The sequence below is a fragment of the Streptomyces sp. NPDC013187 genome (assembly GCF_042899705.1).
Classification (GTDB): Bacteria; Actinomycetota; Actinomycetes; order Streptomycetales; family Streptomycetaceae; genus Streptomyces; species Streptomyces hawaiiensis_A.
The window spans coordinates 178,976-194,917 of record NZ_JBIBAF010000009.1; the positions used below are offsets into that span (position 1 = coordinate 178,976).

Annotated in this window: 15 protein-coding genes; 7 read left to right on the top strand and 8 right to left on the bottom strand. The window is 67.6% G+C overall.

Annotation, left to right across the window (positions count from 1 at the left end; translation table 11 throughout):
- Nucleotides 1–291 precede the first annotated feature (291 nt).
- The 4 genes from ACFY5B_RS20750 to ACFY5B_RS20765 all read right to left on the bottom strand — a co-directional run bounded on the left by ACFY5B_RS20750 (nucleotide 292) and on the right by ACFY5B_RS20765 (nucleotide 2,601).
- Entirely contained in the window at nucleotides 292–1,224 is a 933-nt protein-coding gene (locus tag ACFY5B_RS20750; RefSeq protein WP_389971225.1) for an anti-sigma factor RsbA family regulatory protein, read from the bottom strand.
- Entirely contained in the window at nucleotides 1,224–1,577 is a 354-nt protein-coding gene (locus ACFY5B_RS20755) for an STAS domain-containing protein (RefSeq protein WP_389971227.1), read from the bottom strand. The genes ACFY5B_RS20750 and ACFY5B_RS20755 overlap by 1 nt, the downstream gene beginning before the upstream one ends.
- Nucleotides 1,578–1,721: 144 nt before the next feature.
- Nucleotides 1,722–2,105, bottom strand: a complete 384-nt coding sequence (locus ACFY5B_RS20760; protein ID WP_389971229.1) for a GvpL/GvpF family gas vesicle protein — start codon at nucleotides 2,103–2,105, stop codon at nucleotides 1,722–1,724.
- A gap of 94 nt (nucleotides 2,106–2,199) precedes the next feature.
- Nucleotides 2,200–2,601: a gas vesicle structural protein GvpA gene (locus ACFY5B_RS20765; protein ID WP_389971231.1), complete on the bottom strand. Its 402-nt coding sequence runs from the start codon at nucleotides 2,599–2,601 to the stop codon at nucleotides 2,200–2,202.
- 281 nt (nucleotides 2,602–2,882) lie between these two features.
- On the opposite strand from ACFY5B_RS20765, the gene ACFY5B_RS20770 reads away from it, so the two are divergent.
- From ACFY5B_RS20770 to ACFY5B_RS20800, 7 genes are all read left to right on the top strand, one after another.
- Nucleotides 2,883–3,014 carry a hypothetical protein gene (locus tag ACFY5B_RS20770; protein ID WP_389971233.1) on the top strand — a complete coding sequence of 44 codons (132 nt, stop codon included), beginning with the start codon at nucleotides 2,883–2,885 and terminating at the stop codon, nucleotides 3,012–3,014.
- Nucleotides 3,015–3,108: 94 nt separating this feature from the next.
- The gene (locus ACFY5B_RS20775) at nucleotides 3,109–3,327 is read left to right on the top strand and encodes a DUF2382 domain-containing protein (protein ID WP_389971235.1); all 219 of its coding nucleotides are present in this window, start codon (nucleotides 3,109–3,111) and stop codon (nucleotides 3,325–3,327) included.
- On the top strand, nucleotides 3,324–3,593 hold the full coding sequence (locus ACFY5B_RS20780) for a hypothetical protein (protein WP_389971237.1): 270 nt from the start codon (nucleotides 3,324–3,326) through the stop codon (nucleotides 3,591–3,593). The genes ACFY5B_RS20775 and ACFY5B_RS20780 overlap by 4 nt, the downstream gene beginning before the upstream one ends.
- 328 nt (nucleotides 3,594–3,921) lie before the next feature.
- Nucleotides 3,922–4,251, top strand: a complete 330-nt coding sequence (locus ACFY5B_RS20785; RefSeq protein ID WP_389971239.1) for a PaaX family transcriptional regulator C-terminal domain-containing protein — start codon at nucleotides 3,922–3,924, stop codon at nucleotides 4,249–4,251.
- A gap of 538 nt (nucleotides 4,252–4,789) precedes the next feature.
- Nucleotides 4,790–5,674: an alpha/beta hydrolase family protein gene (locus tag ACFY5B_RS20790; protein WP_389971241.1), complete on the top strand. Its 885-nt coding sequence runs from the start codon at nucleotides 4,790–4,792 to the stop codon at nucleotides 5,672–5,674.
- Nucleotides 5,675–5,915: 241 nt separating this feature from the next.
- Complete coding sequence (locus ACFY5B_RS20795) at nucleotides 5,916–7,154, top strand: glycoside hydrolase family 5 protein (RefSeq protein WP_389971243.1); 1,239 nt, start codon at nucleotides 5,916–5,918, stop codon at nucleotides 7,152–7,154.
- Between the two features lie 396 nt (nucleotides 7,155–7,550).
- A complete protein-coding gene (locus ACFY5B_RS20800) occupies nucleotides 7,551–9,932 on the top strand; it encodes an RICIN domain-containing protein (RefSeq protein ID WP_389971245.1) in 2,382 nt (793 codons plus the stop codon).
- A gap of 562 nt (nucleotides 9,933–10,494) precedes the next feature.
- Here ACFY5B_RS20800 and ACFY5B_RS20805 read toward each other — a convergent pair.
- From ACFY5B_RS20805 to ACFY5B_RS20820, 4 genes are all read right to left on the bottom strand, one after another.
- Nucleotides 10,495–11,289, bottom strand: a complete 795-nt coding sequence (locus tag ACFY5B_RS20805) for a carbohydrate ABC transporter permease (protein ID WP_389971247.1) — start codon at nucleotides 11,287–11,289, stop codon at nucleotides 10,495–10,497.
- Nucleotides 11,290–11,398: 109 nt separating this feature from the next.
- On the bottom strand, nucleotides 11,399–12,310 hold the full coding sequence (locus tag ACFY5B_RS20810; RefSeq protein WP_389971249.1) for a carbohydrate ABC transporter permease: 912 nt from the start codon (nucleotides 12,308–12,310) through the stop codon (nucleotides 11,399–11,401).
- Between the two features lie 42 nt (nucleotides 12,311–12,352).
- Nucleotides 12,353–14,401: a beta-galactosidase gene (locus tag ACFY5B_RS20815; RefSeq protein ID WP_389971251.1), complete on the bottom strand. Its 2,049-nt coding sequence runs from the start codon at nucleotides 14,399–14,401 to the stop codon at nucleotides 12,353–12,355.
- Nucleotides 14,402–14,481: 80 nt separating this feature from the next.
- Nucleotides 14,482–15,795, bottom strand: coding sequence for an ABC transporter substrate-binding protein (locus ACFY5B_RS20820; RefSeq protein ID WP_389971253.1), 1,314 nt, complete (start codon nucleotides 15,793–15,795; stop codon nucleotides 14,482–14,484).
- Nucleotides 15,796–15,942 lie beyond the last annotated feature (147 nt).

Genomic DNA, 15,942 nt, shown 5'->3' on the forward strand with positions numbered 1-15,942 from the left:
TTGCTGCGCCCCCCCGGCGCTGCGGATGAGATAACCGTCGGTTCAGGCGTACCCGGGTGGTGGGGGGCAGCAGTGGGAGGACGCATACTCGGTGATCGTTGCGATGCGGTCGAAGCTGAGGCTGCTGCCACGCATCGAGTGGCTGACATGGGCGTCGGCCGGGATGGAGCGGATGGTCTCCCGAGGTCGGACGACGCCTACCGGCCGTCAGCGCGGAGCCGGCAGAAATACAAAGGTCCGCGAGACGAGCGGGGCGGGCGGCCACCCGGACAGGTGACCGCACGCGCGTTGTCACAAGCTGAGGTAGAAGCGCACGGCCGTACCGTCGTCGCCGGTGTGCACGCGCACCAGGTCGGACACGTAGTGGACCAGCATCAGGCCCCGGCCGCCCACCTGGCCGCGCTCCGGCGGGCGGCGGCCGGCCAGCGGATCGGCCAGCCGGCCCGCATCGCGCACCTCACACACCAGCTGCCCCTGCTCGGCCCAGACCGCGAGTGTCCCGCGGCCTCCGCCGTGGACCACGCTGTTGGTCGTCAGCTCCGCGACCGCCAGCTCCACATCCATCAGCCGCTCCCCTGCCATGCCCAGCCGCATCGCCTGAGCGAGAGCGAACCGGCGGACCGCCGGAAGGTCCTCACCACCGTAGGAGAAGGCCGCGGCGTCCGGTGCGGGCGCAAGCGCCTGGTTGTACCGATCGACGACCGCCTGCCAGTCGTAGACGTCGCTGACCGACTCACGGCCCTCCCCGCTGATGAGGATCGGATGGGTAACCCGCGCATCGGCGATCACCTGCGGATCCAGCCGCACCTCGTCGTAGGGGCACAGGATCGTCACCGCCCGGCCTTCGAACGCGGCGTTGATCAGCGCCTCGTGCTGCGCGCACGCCGGGTACTCCACCGCGCTGCGTCCTGCCCAGATCGGCTCGCCGATGATCCGCACACGCCCCTTCGGGTGGGCGTCGGCGAATCCGCGCAGCACCTTGGGGATGATCCGCCCAGGGTTGCGGCCGGCCTCGGTCATGTCCAGGAACAGGATGTCCTCGGCGTCCCCGCCCAGACCTGCCTTGATCAGCTCCAGGTTGGGGCCGGGCACCGCCACGGCCATCGGCTCGCCGTTGGTCAGGCCCTCGCGCAGGAAGGCCACCGTCTGCTGCGTGTACTCCTGCTCGGTGCGGTAGAAAAGCGCCGGGTGCACGAACGCCTCGGGGGTGGTCACCGTGCTCATCACAGAGCCACCTCGATTCGGTCCAGGCCCGGCCAGAACATCTCCAGAACCCGCGGCAGCTGCGGCGGGGGATTCTCGACCACAACTCTGCCGTCGGGCAGGTTCATGGCGGTGACCGCGAGCGCGGTTACCCCGGCCACGTCGACGAACGCCACATCCGACAGCTCCACGTACGACACGCCCGCGTGCCGCCGGGCCAGCTCGGACAGGGCCTGCTCCCAAGACGGGCGAGTGAGGGCGCTGATCTCACCGCGAGCTCGTATCCCGGAACGACCGGGCAACGGGCTCACCTCCAAAGCGGCCCTCCCGGGCTCCGCCGGGGCGGGCGCGCCCACCGCATGTGGGGCATCCACGCTCGGACTCCTTCACATCAGCCGCCTGCCGACCGTCCCGGCATGCCCAGAGGAAACGCTCCTCCCGACAGGGCAGTGTATCCAGGCGGCAGACACGCCCGGTTCAGGGAGTAGGAGCGAGTAACGCCTACAGAGTGTCGGTCCTTACCCGTTCGGCTGGGCTGCTGCGGCTCCGAACGCTTCCGCGGTTCCGCCTTCGGCCTGCTGGGACGTGGGGGCGTCGACGAAGCTGTCGGGCGGCAGCGGGCCGTTGACCCGCCACTCGAGATGCGGGTGCTCCATGATGTTGTACTCCGCAGTGCCGTCCAGGGCCCGCAGCCGCTCGAGGAAGTGCTCCGCACGTTCGGCGAGCACCGCGGTCCCCATGTCGTCGTCCGGAGAGGTGCCGCCGAACCGCATCGGCAGCACCACGCCGCCTGCTCCGGCGTCCGCCAGGGCCCGCAGGTGGGCGAGCAGATCACGGCGCTCGGGACGCAGCTGACCGGGGGCGTCGCTGATGATCGCGGCGAGCGCGCCCTGTCGCAGCACGCGTACCGGCCGCGGGGGGTCGCCATGCCGTCCAGGTCCTCGCGGAGGGAGGGGTGGGGGCGCGGATGATCCCCTAGCCGTAGGTGCTCATCTCTCATTCCCCTCTGCCCCGCGGGGCGGGCCGCTCGCCCTGACGTTCCCGGCCGTCGTCACGTGCCTGCTGGAAGGCGTCGGAGATTGTCTCGGCGGCGCCGGACAGGGCTCCTTTGGTCTTGCCGCGCGCGCCGGGCTCAGTCGCTTGCCCCGTGAGCTCGGTGAGCCCGGCCGGCTTGCGCGGCCCCGCTTCCAGGTCGAGGCGGTTGCACGCCTCGGCGAAGCGAAGGTAGGTGTCGACGCTGGCCACCACGATCCGTATGTCAATCGTGAGTAGCTCGATACCGATGAGGGAGACCCGCACGTACGCGTCGATCACCAGCCCGCGGTCGAGAATGAGTTCCAGAACGTCGTAGAGGCCGCTGGAACCGCCCCCGCCGCCCTGCTGTGTCGCGACGGTCATCGCGACCAACCCCTTGTCGTCTGTCTCTGCGCGGTCCCGTCGACGCTGTTCCTCGGTGCGACGCAGGCTTGCCGGTGCGAGTAGCCCCACCCCATGCCACCAAACGCGTGTACGGGCTTGGCGAGATGGACACCATCCCGTCCCGCCCGGGAGTGAGAGCAGCCTCCGGAACGCGCTTGTCGCTTCGCTATTCAACATGCTTGTTCCTGTTTCACACCCTTTGGGGTGGTGAGCCGGACATAGAGCGAGTCGCGCGCGAGAAGAGAAACGGTGAGCGGACTGTGATCACCCAGGAGAAGATCCCCAGGGTGCTCGACCACCCGATCTACGACACGGACGGCAACAAGAACGGAGATGCCAGGCATGTCGTCCTCGACGACGCCACCGGCCACCCCGAAAGGGTGAGCGTATGAGCGCTACGGCATCGACTGGGACGCGGCCTGGCAACAGGCCGACCAGCCCGGAGCGGGCGGGTGGGCCCGCACCGAGACCCGCGAGACGACCGACATGACGGGCTCCGCAGACACCGGTGCCGACGGCGCCGACGCCACGACGCGCTCGGAGGAACGCATGAACGTCGGCACCGAGCGCCGCGAGGCCGGCCTGGCGCGGTTGCGCAAGTACGTCGTACGCAACTTCGAGACGCTGCCCTCAGACAGTGGACCTCAGGAGTCCGGGGAGGCGTGGGCAAGAACACAGGAACAGAAAGGGAGTCGGCAGTCATGACACAGGTCGAGCAGCCCCTGACAGACGCCGCAATCAAGGTTCGCCAAGTCAACCATTACCAGTTCAGCTGGGTGGCCGGGGAACCCGGCCAGCGCGGCACCTTCACCCTGCAGCTGGTCCTGGACGAAGGAGCCGGAGAAGAAGTCCTCACGGTCGACGCCGACGACGCCGACGTCCTGAAGGATCTGCTGGAGCACAATCAGACAGTCCAGTACGACGTCCCGCGCCACACCCTGATGTTCGGCGTGACGCCAGCCGGCAGCTGACCCGGCAGCCCAGAGCACACGCCACGACCGTCAGCGTGCCCATCGCACGGTCGAGCAGTACGGCCAGGGGAACGGTGCCCCCACAGGCCACCTAGTCCGTCGCGGCCGCGTCCAGACAGGCGAGCGCGGCCCCGGATTGCGCGTTCGGCCCGACCTCCTCCGGCTGGTCGGCGCTGAGGCCCAGCCGCCGGCCCGATCTCCGGCTCCAGCATCGCCTGCCAGCTCGGGGGCGGATCGAGGTGGCCGACCTGGCACGGGGAGCGGTGGCCGTATTCCGCGCGCGACAGGAGGAACTGGACACGGAGGTCGACCGCAACCCGGTCCAGGTGTGGGACCTGGCATCGCCGAGCACTACCGGGCTTTCATCGACCGTTGGAGCGGCTTGCTTGCGCACATCAGCGCCGACCGCCTCACCGGTGCCGACGCGGTGCGCGCCCGGACCGAGGTCATGCACGCCTACCGGCACGTCCCGATCCTGGACCCGCTGCTCCCCATCGGGCTTTTGCCCCTTGGCTGGCCCCGGTCACGGGCACGGGAAGTCTGCGTCGCGGTGTACGACGGTCTCCTCCAGCAGGCCAAGGACCACGTCCGCTCCGTGGTGACCCGATTCGCCCAGGGACCGCACCCGACATCAGGGCCCATACGATCGCCGGCATGAGCGCCGGTATCGGCCACGGCTGACGGCGGACCGCCGCGAGCGCGACATTGGCGGGCCTCGAGGACATCACACCGTGCCCCTGCGCCGGCGATCTGTCGAATGCGCGTCGAAGACAACAGAGTTGAGCGCCAATGATTGACAGATAGGCACCCGATCGGGAATGTACCTGTTGCAAGACATGTGGGAACGCTCCCAGAGGCGCACACGGCGAGTGGAAGGAGAGGCACTCCTGCGCCGTTTCCGCAGAATCAACACCTCCCCGTCGGAAAGGCGGGCGGTGAGCGCGAAAAGGGCTGCACCCCCCAACGAGTCACGGTCCGGCCGGTGTTCAGCGGCTCGCCGCGTCTCCGTCGGCAAGGCCACACCACGCCGATGACCACCACGGGCAGGACCGGAACGTCCTTCACCGTGCGCGATTCGCCGACCTGACCCCACGACCACTCCCCCACCACCTAGGTCAGTCTCACCGCCGCGGCATCACCGACGCCTCTTCCCGGCACCTGACCGAACAGCGCTCCGCCCCCCACCAGGAGTCTTCATGACCATGCAACGGCGTAGTTTCCTGACCCTGAGCGCAGTCGGAGCCGCGGGCGCAGGCATGTCCCTGCTCGGCACGGGACACGCAGGTGCCACCGAAAGCGCCGGCGCTCCGACCCAGCGGTTCGCGGTCGGAGTACGTCAGTACGCCTGGAGCCGCGGCAGCCGCCGGTGGACCACCTACGTCTACTACCCCGCCGCCGGCACTCCCGGCGGTTCCCCGGTAACCAGCGCCCCCGTCGCCCAAGGCGTCTTCCCGGTGTGCGAGTTCATGCACGGCTTCAGCAGCAGCCCGCAGAAGTCCCTGGCGATCATCCGCCCCCTGGCCGAGGCCGGCTTCATCGTCCCCGCCCCACACTTCGCCAACCTCAGCGGCCAAGACGTCTACAACGGCAACCAGTCCAAGGACGTCTCCGAAGTCATCACCCGGACCCTCGCCCTCAACACGGCCGGCGACCCGCTGGCCGGCCACATCAACACAGCGGTCGGAGTCGGTGCGTCCGGCCACTCGTTGGGCGGCATGACCACCCACGGCCTGCTCACGTCCTGGCCCGACGCACGGATCACCGCCGCGATCCCCATGTCCTGCGTGAACATGGGCAACCCGAGCCCGGCGGTCCGTGCCAAGGTCCTGTTCACGCACGGCGACCGGGATGGTACGTGCCCGATCTCCTCCGCCCGCCATGCGTACGGGGAACTGCCCGCCGCCAAGGCGTTCCTCACCTTCCGCGGCGCCGGCCACAGCAATTACTTCGGCGACTCCCGGACCGTCAACACGTTCGTGGACTGGATGCGGTGGAGTCTGTACGGCGACACCGCGGCCCGCGACCGCCTTCGCGCCGACGCCACCTCCAGCACGACCACCTGGGAATCCGCCCTGCGCTGAGGAGCAACCACGCACGGCCCGGGTGCGAGGGGCTGCCGTGATCGCCGCGCATCAGGGCGGTGCAGGATGCGCTGCTGCCCACGGACGCCCGTGAGGTCAGCCGCTGCGCAATCGACTGTGCCCGATTCCAGGTCAGCGTGGACGCCACCGCCCGAACAGCAGGCGGCTCCGGCCGCTCCCACTCGTACAGATAGATCCACCGGGGGTCTGACGCCCTCAAGGACGCAAGAGAGGTGAGCTCATGGCTTCACTAGCAGGGAAGATCAAAGTCGTTTTCCTTGCCGTCGTGTTGGCAGTTGCCGCATCGGTGTACGGCACGGCGCCGCAGGCATCGGCCGATACCGCGGCACAGTCGAGCGCTTCACAGATCGTGGCCGACATGGGCGCGGGATGGAATCTGGGGAACCAACTCGAAGCCACGACCAACGGATACCCCAGCGAAACAGCGTGGGGCCAGCCGACGGTGACACAGGCCCTCATCGACAAAGTAAGGGCGGCAGGGTTCAAGACGATCAGGATCCCTGTCTCCTACCTGGGATACATAGGGCCCGGCCCGAATTACACGATCAACGCCTCCTGGCTGAACAGAGTCCAAGAAGTCGTCAACTATGCCTACAACAGAGGTCTGCATGTGCTGATCAACATGCACGGCGACGGGTACAAGAGCGTCAACGGCTCCTGGCTGATCTGCGATTCACCTTCCCAGGCCACGATCAAGGCCAAGTACGAGAAGGCTTGGCAGCAGATCGCGAACAGGTTCAAGAACTACGACCAGCGCCTGATCCTGGAGTCCATGAACGAGGAGTTCGACGGGCAGTACGGCCGCCCGACCCAACCGTGCTACTCGAACATCAACAGCTACAACCAGATCTTCGTGGACACCGTGCGGAAAACGGGCGGAAACAACAGTTCGAGGTGGCTGCTGGTGGCCGGCTGGAACACGAACATCGATTACACCGCGGGGAACTACGGCTTCGCGCTTCCGTCCGACCAGTACCGCTCCCCCTCCATTCCGGCAAATGAGCGGCGGATCATGATCTCCGTTCATCACTACGCCCCCTGGGACTTCGCCGGAGAGGAAAGCGGCACCATCACGCAATGGGGCCGAGCAGCGACCAACCCCTCAAGGACGTCGACCTGGGGACAGGAGGACTATCTGGACGCGCAGCTCAAGATGATGCGCGATGTGTTCGTCACGAAGGGGTATCCGGTAGTCGTGGGCGAGTACGGTGCCATCGACAAGTCATCGTTCGATTCGTCGAACAACAGGTATCGCGCGGACTTCGCACGGGCCGTCGTGGCCACGGCCAAGAAATACGGCGCGGCCACCGTCTACTGGGACAACGGTGCAACCGATCGGTACGGGTTCGGGCTGTTCAACCGGCGCTCCCTCACGGTCACCCAGCAGGGCATCATCAACGCCATCATGACCGGCGTCAGCGGCAGTGTTGCCGGCTCCGGCCTTCCGTCGGGCACGTAGCAGGGACACGAGTCTCGGCGACGGCTACGTACCTCTGCATACCTCGAGGGCGCGCAGTTGGACAGGGTGGCGATGCCACACGGTGTGCCACTCCGTCAACTGCGCGCCGGCCAGCTGGAGAGGCTACGTACGCTCCGCATCTGGGAGCACTTTCGACAAACGGACGACAGCGATGTCTTCACATGGAGCGGCCGACGACAAGGTGTCCGCCGGACGGACCGACGTGCCGAGCTCAAGGAGCTTCTGCGGTCTCTCAGAGCCCGGCTCAATCCCGAGGACGTCGGCCTGCCCTCGTACGAGCGGCGGCGGGCCCGGCCTGCGGCGCGAGAAGCCGGCTCAGCCGACGGGAGTGTCTATGCGTACTACGCAGACCTGGAACGGGGCTACGGCGAAGCCATGTCGGCCGAGGTGATGGCCGCCGTGGCCCACGCACTGCGCCTGAACCTAGGGGGATTCTGGCACCAGTTCCTCATCCGGGTGGAGGCGAAGGGCCAGAACCCCGATGTGCTGGTCATCTCGTACTACCCGGAATGGCACGGTACGCCCGAGGCGCTGGATCTCAACCTCAACACCATGGCCACCACCTACCCCGGCTACGAGATCGACATCGCCGAAACCGCCTACCCCGCGTCGGGCGGCGGTGGCTCGCCGTTGCCCAACTCACCGTACTCGCGCACCATTCAGGGGCAGGCGGACGCGATCCGGAGGGTGTTCCAGGCCGCCAACGACGTGGTCGACAACCGAGGTGCAGGTGTCCTGGTGTGGGAGCCGGCCGGCTATCAGCCCATGTTCCGGGCCGTGGCCGGACTGGCGAACACATGGGAGCCGCACGCGTCCGTCAACGTCTTCAACGCCGACCGCGCCAAGCACATCCTCCAAGACACCGTCCACACCGCCACCGTGGTGGGAGCCGCCCCGAAGCTGCCCCTCTCCATCCGTATGCTCACCACCGCCAACAACACGATCACCCGTGTCCCCGTCCGCTGGCTGCCGTTGCGGCCTGGCGCGACCGACCGGCCGGGTGAGGTGACAGTCACCGGGACGACCGGCACAGGACCGGTCACGGCGGTCATCGACGTCATGCCCCGCCACGGCGAACACGACGTGACCCTCGTAGCCTGCCTCACCGACGTCGCACCGCCGAGGCCACGACGGCACCGGCGACACCATCACTGCTTCACAGCGGTGCTCCGCTCACTCAGTGGCCGACAGCAACAACTGCACCAGCGCCTGGGGGAAACCAGGCCGTGTTCGACCGGAACGGCCACACTCTCCCCGACATCCGGTGCGCCCGGCCAACCGCACGCCGCTCCTGCCGCCCCTCGCGGGTGGCAGGAGCACCCACACCCCTGTCGCGCCGTGCGCCCTGTCGACCTGTCGGCCTCTGCCGTCGACGGGACGCACCCGGCAACGGGACCAGCCGAACGCAAACCCCCCACCCATCCCCGCACCCAAGGAGTCACCATGACCTTGCGACGACGGACCTTCCTCAGCATGAGCGCGGCCGGAGCGACGGGCGTGGGCTTGTCCCTGCTGGGGGCAGGACAGGCACCGGCCGCCGCCGGGCCACTGGACACAGCGCCGACCACGCCGTTCGCGGTCGGCGTGCGCCGGTACAACTGGGCCCGCGGCAGCCGCCCGTGCACCACCTACGTCTACTACCCGGCCACCGGCACCGCCGGCGGCAACCCGGTGACGGACGCCCCGGTCGCGGGCGGGGTCTTCCCCGTCTACAACATGACCCACGGCTACGGAAGCAGCCCGCAGAACTCCCTGTTCATCATCCGGGCCCTGGCCTCGGCGGGCTTCATCGTCCCCGCACCGCACTTCAACCACACCTTCAGCGACGTCAACAACGGCAACACCTCCAAGGACGTCTCGCAGATCCTCACCAACACCCTCGCGCTCAACGCGAGCGGACCGCTGGCCGGGCACATCAACACCGGCATCGGCGTCGGCGTCTCGGGCCACTCCCTGGGCGGCATGGTCACCCACGGTCTGCTGACCTCCTGGCCCGACAGCCGGATCATCTCCGCCAGCCCGCAGTCCTGCGTGGACATGGGCAACCCGTCCAGCTCGGTCTCGGCCAAGGTCCTGTTCGTGCACGGCGACCGGGACTCGACCACGCAGTACTCCTCAGCCCGGCAGGCGTACTCGGAGATCACCTGGCCCAAGGCGTTCCTCACCTTCGTCGGCGGTAGCCACACCAGCTTCTGGAGCGACCAGCGCTTCCCGAGGACCGTCGTCGACTGGGCCCGCTGGACCATGTACGGCGACAACGCCGCACGGGACCGCCTCCCGGCTGACGCGTCCGGGTCCAACACCAGGTGGGAAGCCCAGCTGGGCGACTCGCCCGGCGGCCCGGGCCTTTACACCCTGGTGGCCCAGCACAGCGGCAAGGCCGCCGAGATCAACGCGGCCTCCACCGCCGCCGGCGCACAGCTCGTCCAGCGGACCACCAACAGTCGCCCCAACCAGCAGTTCGAGTTCGTCGATGCCGGTAACGGCCACGTCCGCGTCAAGGCACGGCACAGCGGCCTGTTCCTCCAGCCCACGGGCACCGCGACCGGCGCGGACGTCGTCCAACAGGCCGACACCAGTGCCACCAGTCAGCAGTGGCGCGTGGTCGACCACGGCGGTGGCGTGATCAGCCTTGTGAACCGGGAGTCCGGCCTGGCGATGGATGTCTGGGAGCACTCGACCGCCGACGGCGCCCGCATCTCCCAGTGGACCTACAGCGGCAAGCCCAACCAGCGCTTCACCCGCCGCCGCGTCTGACCGGAACGTGTCGGGGCACCGCTCGGGCAACAGGGCGGGCGGTGTCCCGACATGGCGGCAATCCTTCGCGCAGCCGTCTGAACCGCCTCCCCTGAATCCGGGGAGGCGGTTCAGGCAGATCTTGCCGCGTCAGTGAGGAGGAAAGCGCCGGTGACGACGAAAGCTTGATCCTTCCGGTGCGGCTGATGACACGGCCTGCGGATGAGGAACACCCCGCTGCCGAACATGGCGGTCCCGACGGCGAGGCTGCCGAGAGGGCCAGAGCGGCCCAGGCGACGGAGTTCTCGACGAGCGACACCCAGATCAGCAGGACACCGACGTCGGCGGATGCGGCCACCGTATCCCTCGCCGCATCCAGACAGGTATCCGGCTCCTCGACGGCGATGAGCGAGCCACGAGCGTGCGCCTGGTCCGCCGACCGTCTCGATCGCGCAACTCCCGATAGCGGTCTCCCCCGGCGAGCATGTGACGTGAAGTCGAGGAAGCGGCTTGAGCGCACCGATGCCGTGGTCGGGGCTTGCCGCAGAAGGCGGTCAGCCGCCCCCGCCTCTCGCGGATGCGGCTACTTCATTCCCGTGGTCGCGATTCCCTTGACGAGGTAGCGCTGGCCGATGAGGAAGACGACGAAGACCGGGATGAGTGTGACGACCGACATCGCGAACAGCGATCCCCAGGAGGCTCCACTGGTGGCGTCGACGTAGTTGCGCAGGGCCACGGGCGCCGTCTGGAGTTCCGGCTTGGTCAGGTAGATCAACTGGCTCAGGAAGTCGTTCCACGTCCAGATGAAAGTGAAGATCGCCGTGGTGGCCAGGGCGGGCAGCGAGATCGGCAGCAGGATGCGGAAGTAGATGCGCCAGTACCCCGCCCCGTCGATCTTGGCCGCCTCGTCCAGCTCGGTGGGAAGACCCCGGAAGAACTGGACCATCAGGAAGATGAAGAAGGCGTCCGTGGCCAGGAACTTGGGAACGATCAGCGGGAGGAACGTGTTGACCCACTCGATCTTCGAGAACATCACGTACTGCGGAATGATCAGGACGTAGATCGGCACCATCAGGGTCAGCATCATCATGCCGAAGAAGAACGCCCGCCCACGGAACTTCAGCCGCGCGAAGGCGTAGGCCGCCATGGAGCAGCTGACCAGGTTGCCGAGCAGTGCCCCCAGCACGACGACCGCCGAGTTCAGCAGGTAGACACCGAACGGGTGCGACAGCGCGCTCCAGCCGTCGGCGTAGTGCCCGAAGTCGGTCTGCGTGGGCAGCAGGGAGGGTTCACGGAAGATCAGAGCGTCGGGTTTGATCGAGCTGGCGATCATCCACAGCAGCGGGTAGACCATCACGAGGCCGAAGGTGATCAGCACGGCGTGCTTGAGGAACGCCCGTGTGCGCGCCGCCCGCCTACGGCGCTGCGTGGCAGGGATGGGAGCGGGAGCAGGCGAAGGAGTGTCTTCGGCCTTCAGAGGTGTCATCTCACTTACCGTCACCGTAGAACACCCATCTCTTGCTGAAGTAGAAGTTGATCGCGGTCAGAACGCCGACGATCACCACGAGCAGCCATGCCATGGCGGAGGCGTAGCCCATGTGGAGCCGGCCGAAGCCCTCGTCGTAGAGGTACAGCGAGTAGAAGAGGGTCGAGTCCGAGGGGCCTCCCGTCCCGCCGCTGACGACGAACGCCTGGGTGAAGGACTGGAAGGAGCTGATGACCTGGAGAACCAGGTTGAAGAAGATGATCGGGGTGAGCAGCGGCACGGTGACGTGCCGGAACTGGACCCATCGGCCGGCCCCGTCGAGAGCGGCGGCTTCGTAGTACTGCTCGGGGATCTGCCGCAGGCCGGCCAAGAAGATCACCATGGAGGAGCCGAAGGTCCACACGTGCAGGACGACGAGGCTGTACAGCGCGGTGTCCGGGTTGGAGATCCAGCCGGGCCCGTGGACGCCGAACAGTCCGAGGAACTTGTTCACCAGGCCGTCGGTGCCGAAGACCTGTCGCCACAGGATGCCCACCGCGACCGAGGCACCGAGGAGCGAGGGCAGGTAGTAGACGGACCTGTAGAACGCCAGCCCTTTGATGCCCCGGTTGAGGGCCATCGCAAGGGCGAGGGCGACGGCCAGCAGCAGCGGCACGCTCAGGGCGACGTAGACGAAGGTCACGGTCAGGGACTGACGCAGTCGGGGGTCGTCGAGCATCTTGCTGTAGTTCTCGAAGCCCACCCACTGGGGCGGGCTCAACAGGTTGTAGTCCGTCATCGAGAAGTACAGCGAGGCGATCATGGGGCCGAGCGTGACGCCGGCCATGCCGACGAACCACGGCAGCAGGAAGACCCACGCGGTCCGTTCCTCTTTTCTGGCCGCCTGGCTGAGGGGTCTGCGGAGCACAGTCATCGTCCTCGGGTTCCTTGGATCGGGTGCGGTTTCAGGAGGCGCTCACGACGGCTCGGCCTGCTGCGGCGTGGCCGACGAGCTACGCACTACGGCCACGTCCGCCGCGTCGAGTACGAGCGTCTCCCCGGCCTCGATGCGGCGTCCGGTGATCAGATCGGTGCCGGAGCGGTCGAGAGTGACGGTCGCCTTGTCCTGCCGGTGGTTGAGCAGGAACAGATACGTGCTCGTCGGGGTCTGTCGCTCGGTGACCTCGACACCCCGCGGAGCGGCGTGCACCGGTCGCACCTCGGCACGGTCCAGGACGTACCGCACCAGAGCTTCCAGGGCGTCGTCGTCCAGACGCGTGCCGATGTACACGGCACGCCCTCGGCCGAGTTCGTGCTCGACCACCGCGGCCTTGCCGGTGAGATGCCCCTTGCGATAGACGGCGAGCGGTCGGGCGGTTTCCGTTTCGAGGTCGTCCTGCCATGCCGACGCGGTTGCGAAGAATCCGTTCAGCGCGGCCCCGTCGGCTGCCGCCCGGACCGGCACCGTGGTCCCGGCGGGCAGCGGGGAGAACTCCTGCACGTGCGCGCCGATGACGTCGCGCAGGGCTCCGGGGTATCCGCCCTCGACGATCCGGTCGTCCTCGTCGACGATCCCGGAGAAGTACGAGACGACGAGATGACCGCCGTCTTCAACGAACTTCCGTACCACCGCGCTTTGCTGACGAGTCATCAGGTGCTGGTTGGGGACGACCAGGACGCGGTAAGGCGACAGATCGTCGTCGAGGGTGACGACGTCGACGGCGACCTGGCTGTTCCACAGTGCCCGGTGATGTCTGGCCACGGTGTCGCGGTAGTCGAAGGTGTTGTCGGGGTGGGCGCAGCCTTCCACGGCCCACCAGTTCTGCCAGTCCCACACGATCGCCACCCGGGCGCCGGTACGCGCCGTGGCGACCTCGTCCAGGAGGCGGAGCTCGTTGCCGAGCGCCTCGACCTCCTGCCAGGTCCGGGTCTTCTCACCTCCGTGCGGGAGCATCGCGGAGTGGAACTTCTCCTGGCCCTGGGGTGAGGCCCGCCACTGGAAGAACATCACCGCGTCGGAGCCGTGCGCGACGGCCTGGTAGGAGCCGAGACGCATCCGGCCGGGTTGCTTGACCTGGTTGGTCTTCCACTGGCTCACCGCGCCGGCCGCCTGTTCCATCAGCATCCAGGGCCGGCCGTCGCCCAGGGAGCGCATCAGGTCGTACTGGAAGGCGGCGACGGCCATCGAGTGGGGCTTGCCCGGGTCGGGGTAGCAGTCGAAGGCGACGACGTCGAGTTCCTTCGCCCACCGGTGGCTGTCGGTCAGCCGGCAGCCGAAGAAGTTGGTGGTCGCCGGCACGTCGGGGGTGATCGCGTGGAGCAGGTCACGCTCCTGCGTGACGAGTTCCAGCAGGTTGTCGGAGGTGAAGCGGGAGAAGTCCAGCTCACGGGAGGGGTTGCTCCAGCCGCGCACGGGCTGCGGCAGATGCACTTGGGACCAGTCGCTGTAGCGCTGGCTCCAGAATGCCGTGCCCCACCGGCGGTTGAGTTCGTCCAGCGTGCCGTACCGCTGCCGCAGCCACGTGCGGAAGCGGTCGTCGCACCGGTCGCAGAAGCAGTCGGAGTGGTACTCGTTGCCGATGTGCCACATGGCCAGACCGGAATGCTTCCCATACCGCTCGGCCAGCGCCCCGGCGATGCGCCGGCTGCGGTCGCGGTAGACCGGTGAGGAGGGGCAGAAGTGTCCTCTGCTGCCGATGCCGTGCCGCACTCCCTGCCGGTCGACCGACAGTGTCTCGGGGAAGTCCGTGGCGAGCCACGGCGGCGGAGCGGCGTTCGGGGTGGCGAGGTTGACATGGATGCCGTTCGCCCAGAGCAGGTCCATGATCTCGTCGAGCCAGGAGAAGTCGAACCGGCCGTCGGCCGGCTCCAGCATGGCCCAGGAGAAGATACCGAGGCTCACGAGCCGCACTCCTGCGGCCCGCATGAGCCGGACGTCCTCCTGCCACACTTCCCTGGGCCACTGCTCCGGGTTGTAGTCCCCGCCGTAGACGACTCCCGGCAGTCGGCGGCGAAAGGTGTTCATGCGCGGATCGTTCGTGCGCGGTTCGGACACGGCGGGGATTCCTTCCGGAGGTGCTACTGCATGTGGCTGCCGAGGGCTGCCTAGAGCTGGGACTCGATCTCGGAGATGAACTTCTTCGCCGCCTCCTTCGGGGACACACGGTCGAAGAGCACGTCCTCGTTGAGTCGCTGGAAGATTTCAGGGACGGCGGGACCGGCCTTCGCGTTGGGGATGTGCAGGGCGGTCGGCTTCAGGGCGTTGACACGGCCCAGGTAGTCGGCGATCCGCTTCTCCGCGGGGGACAGCTCCGGCCTGATCGCCTTGAGCACGTCGGGGTTGTTGGGAACGCCGCGGTCGAACTTCTGGATCTTGGCCGCCTCGGGCGAGTTGACCAGGAAGTCGAGCAGCTGCGCGGCTTCCTTGGGGTGCTCGGTCCGCGCGGAGGCGCCGTAGAAGATGCCGGGCTTGGTGTATGCGCCGACCTGGGAAGCCCCCTTCTCCCCGGGGAAGAGGAGCAGCTTGGCCTCGCGTCCGCTGGCGCTTTCGAGCGCACCGAGCTGGGTCACGGACACGTCGGTCATGGCCGCCTTGTGCTGGGCGACCAGGCTCTGCTCGATACCGGCTCCCGACGACAGGGCTTCGATCGCCGCGTCCGGGCTGGTCGTGCCGCCGCTGTCACGCAGCTTGACGACCCATTCCCAGTAGGCGGCCATGGTGCCCTCGGTGAAACCGATCTTGCTGCCGTCCTCGGTCCAGTAGTCCTCGCCGTGCTGCCGCAGCCACGGACCCAGGTCGTTGGGGTAGAGCGGCATCACGGTGCCGACCAGACCCTTGGTCTTGGAGACGGCCTTGGAGATCTTCACGTAGTCGTCCCACGACCACTTCGTGTCGTCCGGCATGGGCACGCCGGCCTTCTTGAACGCCGCCGGGTCCGCGGCGATGCCGAACGCGCTGTCGCCGGCCGGGACGCCGTACAGGCCGCCCTTCACGGTCGTCATCGCCATCGAGTTCGCGGGCAGCTTGTCCGTGTGCAGCGTGTCCTTGACCTTCTTCAGGTCCATCAGCTGCCCGTTGTCGATGTAGGAGTACATGAACGGGTCGGTGATCTGCAGGACGTCGGGCATGTCACCGGCGGCCGCGCTGGTCGACAGCTTCTTCCAGTAGTCGTCCCAGTTGGAGTACTCGACCTGGACCATGATGTCCGGGTGCTCCTTCTCGAACAGCGCGATCATCTGCTTGGTCATCGCGTGGCGGGAGTCCGATCCCCACCAGTTGAACCGGATGACGGTCTTGCCGCCTTCGCTCCCGGAGGAATCTCCGGCGCAGCCCGCGGTCAGGACGAGGGCGAAGACCGAACAGGTCAGCCCGACCGCCCGGAGTCGGAAGCGTCTGCTCGAACGGGACGAGTGGTTCATGTTGAGGCTCCTCTGCTGCCATCACTGGGCGGTGCGCCCAGACGGGGGAACGTCGTCTCAAGAGGCCGGCGTACGACGCCGGCCGTCGCCGCGTGGCGGCGGACTCACAACTCGACTGCTTTGCGGGCCGCGAAAGTTACTTGCGAT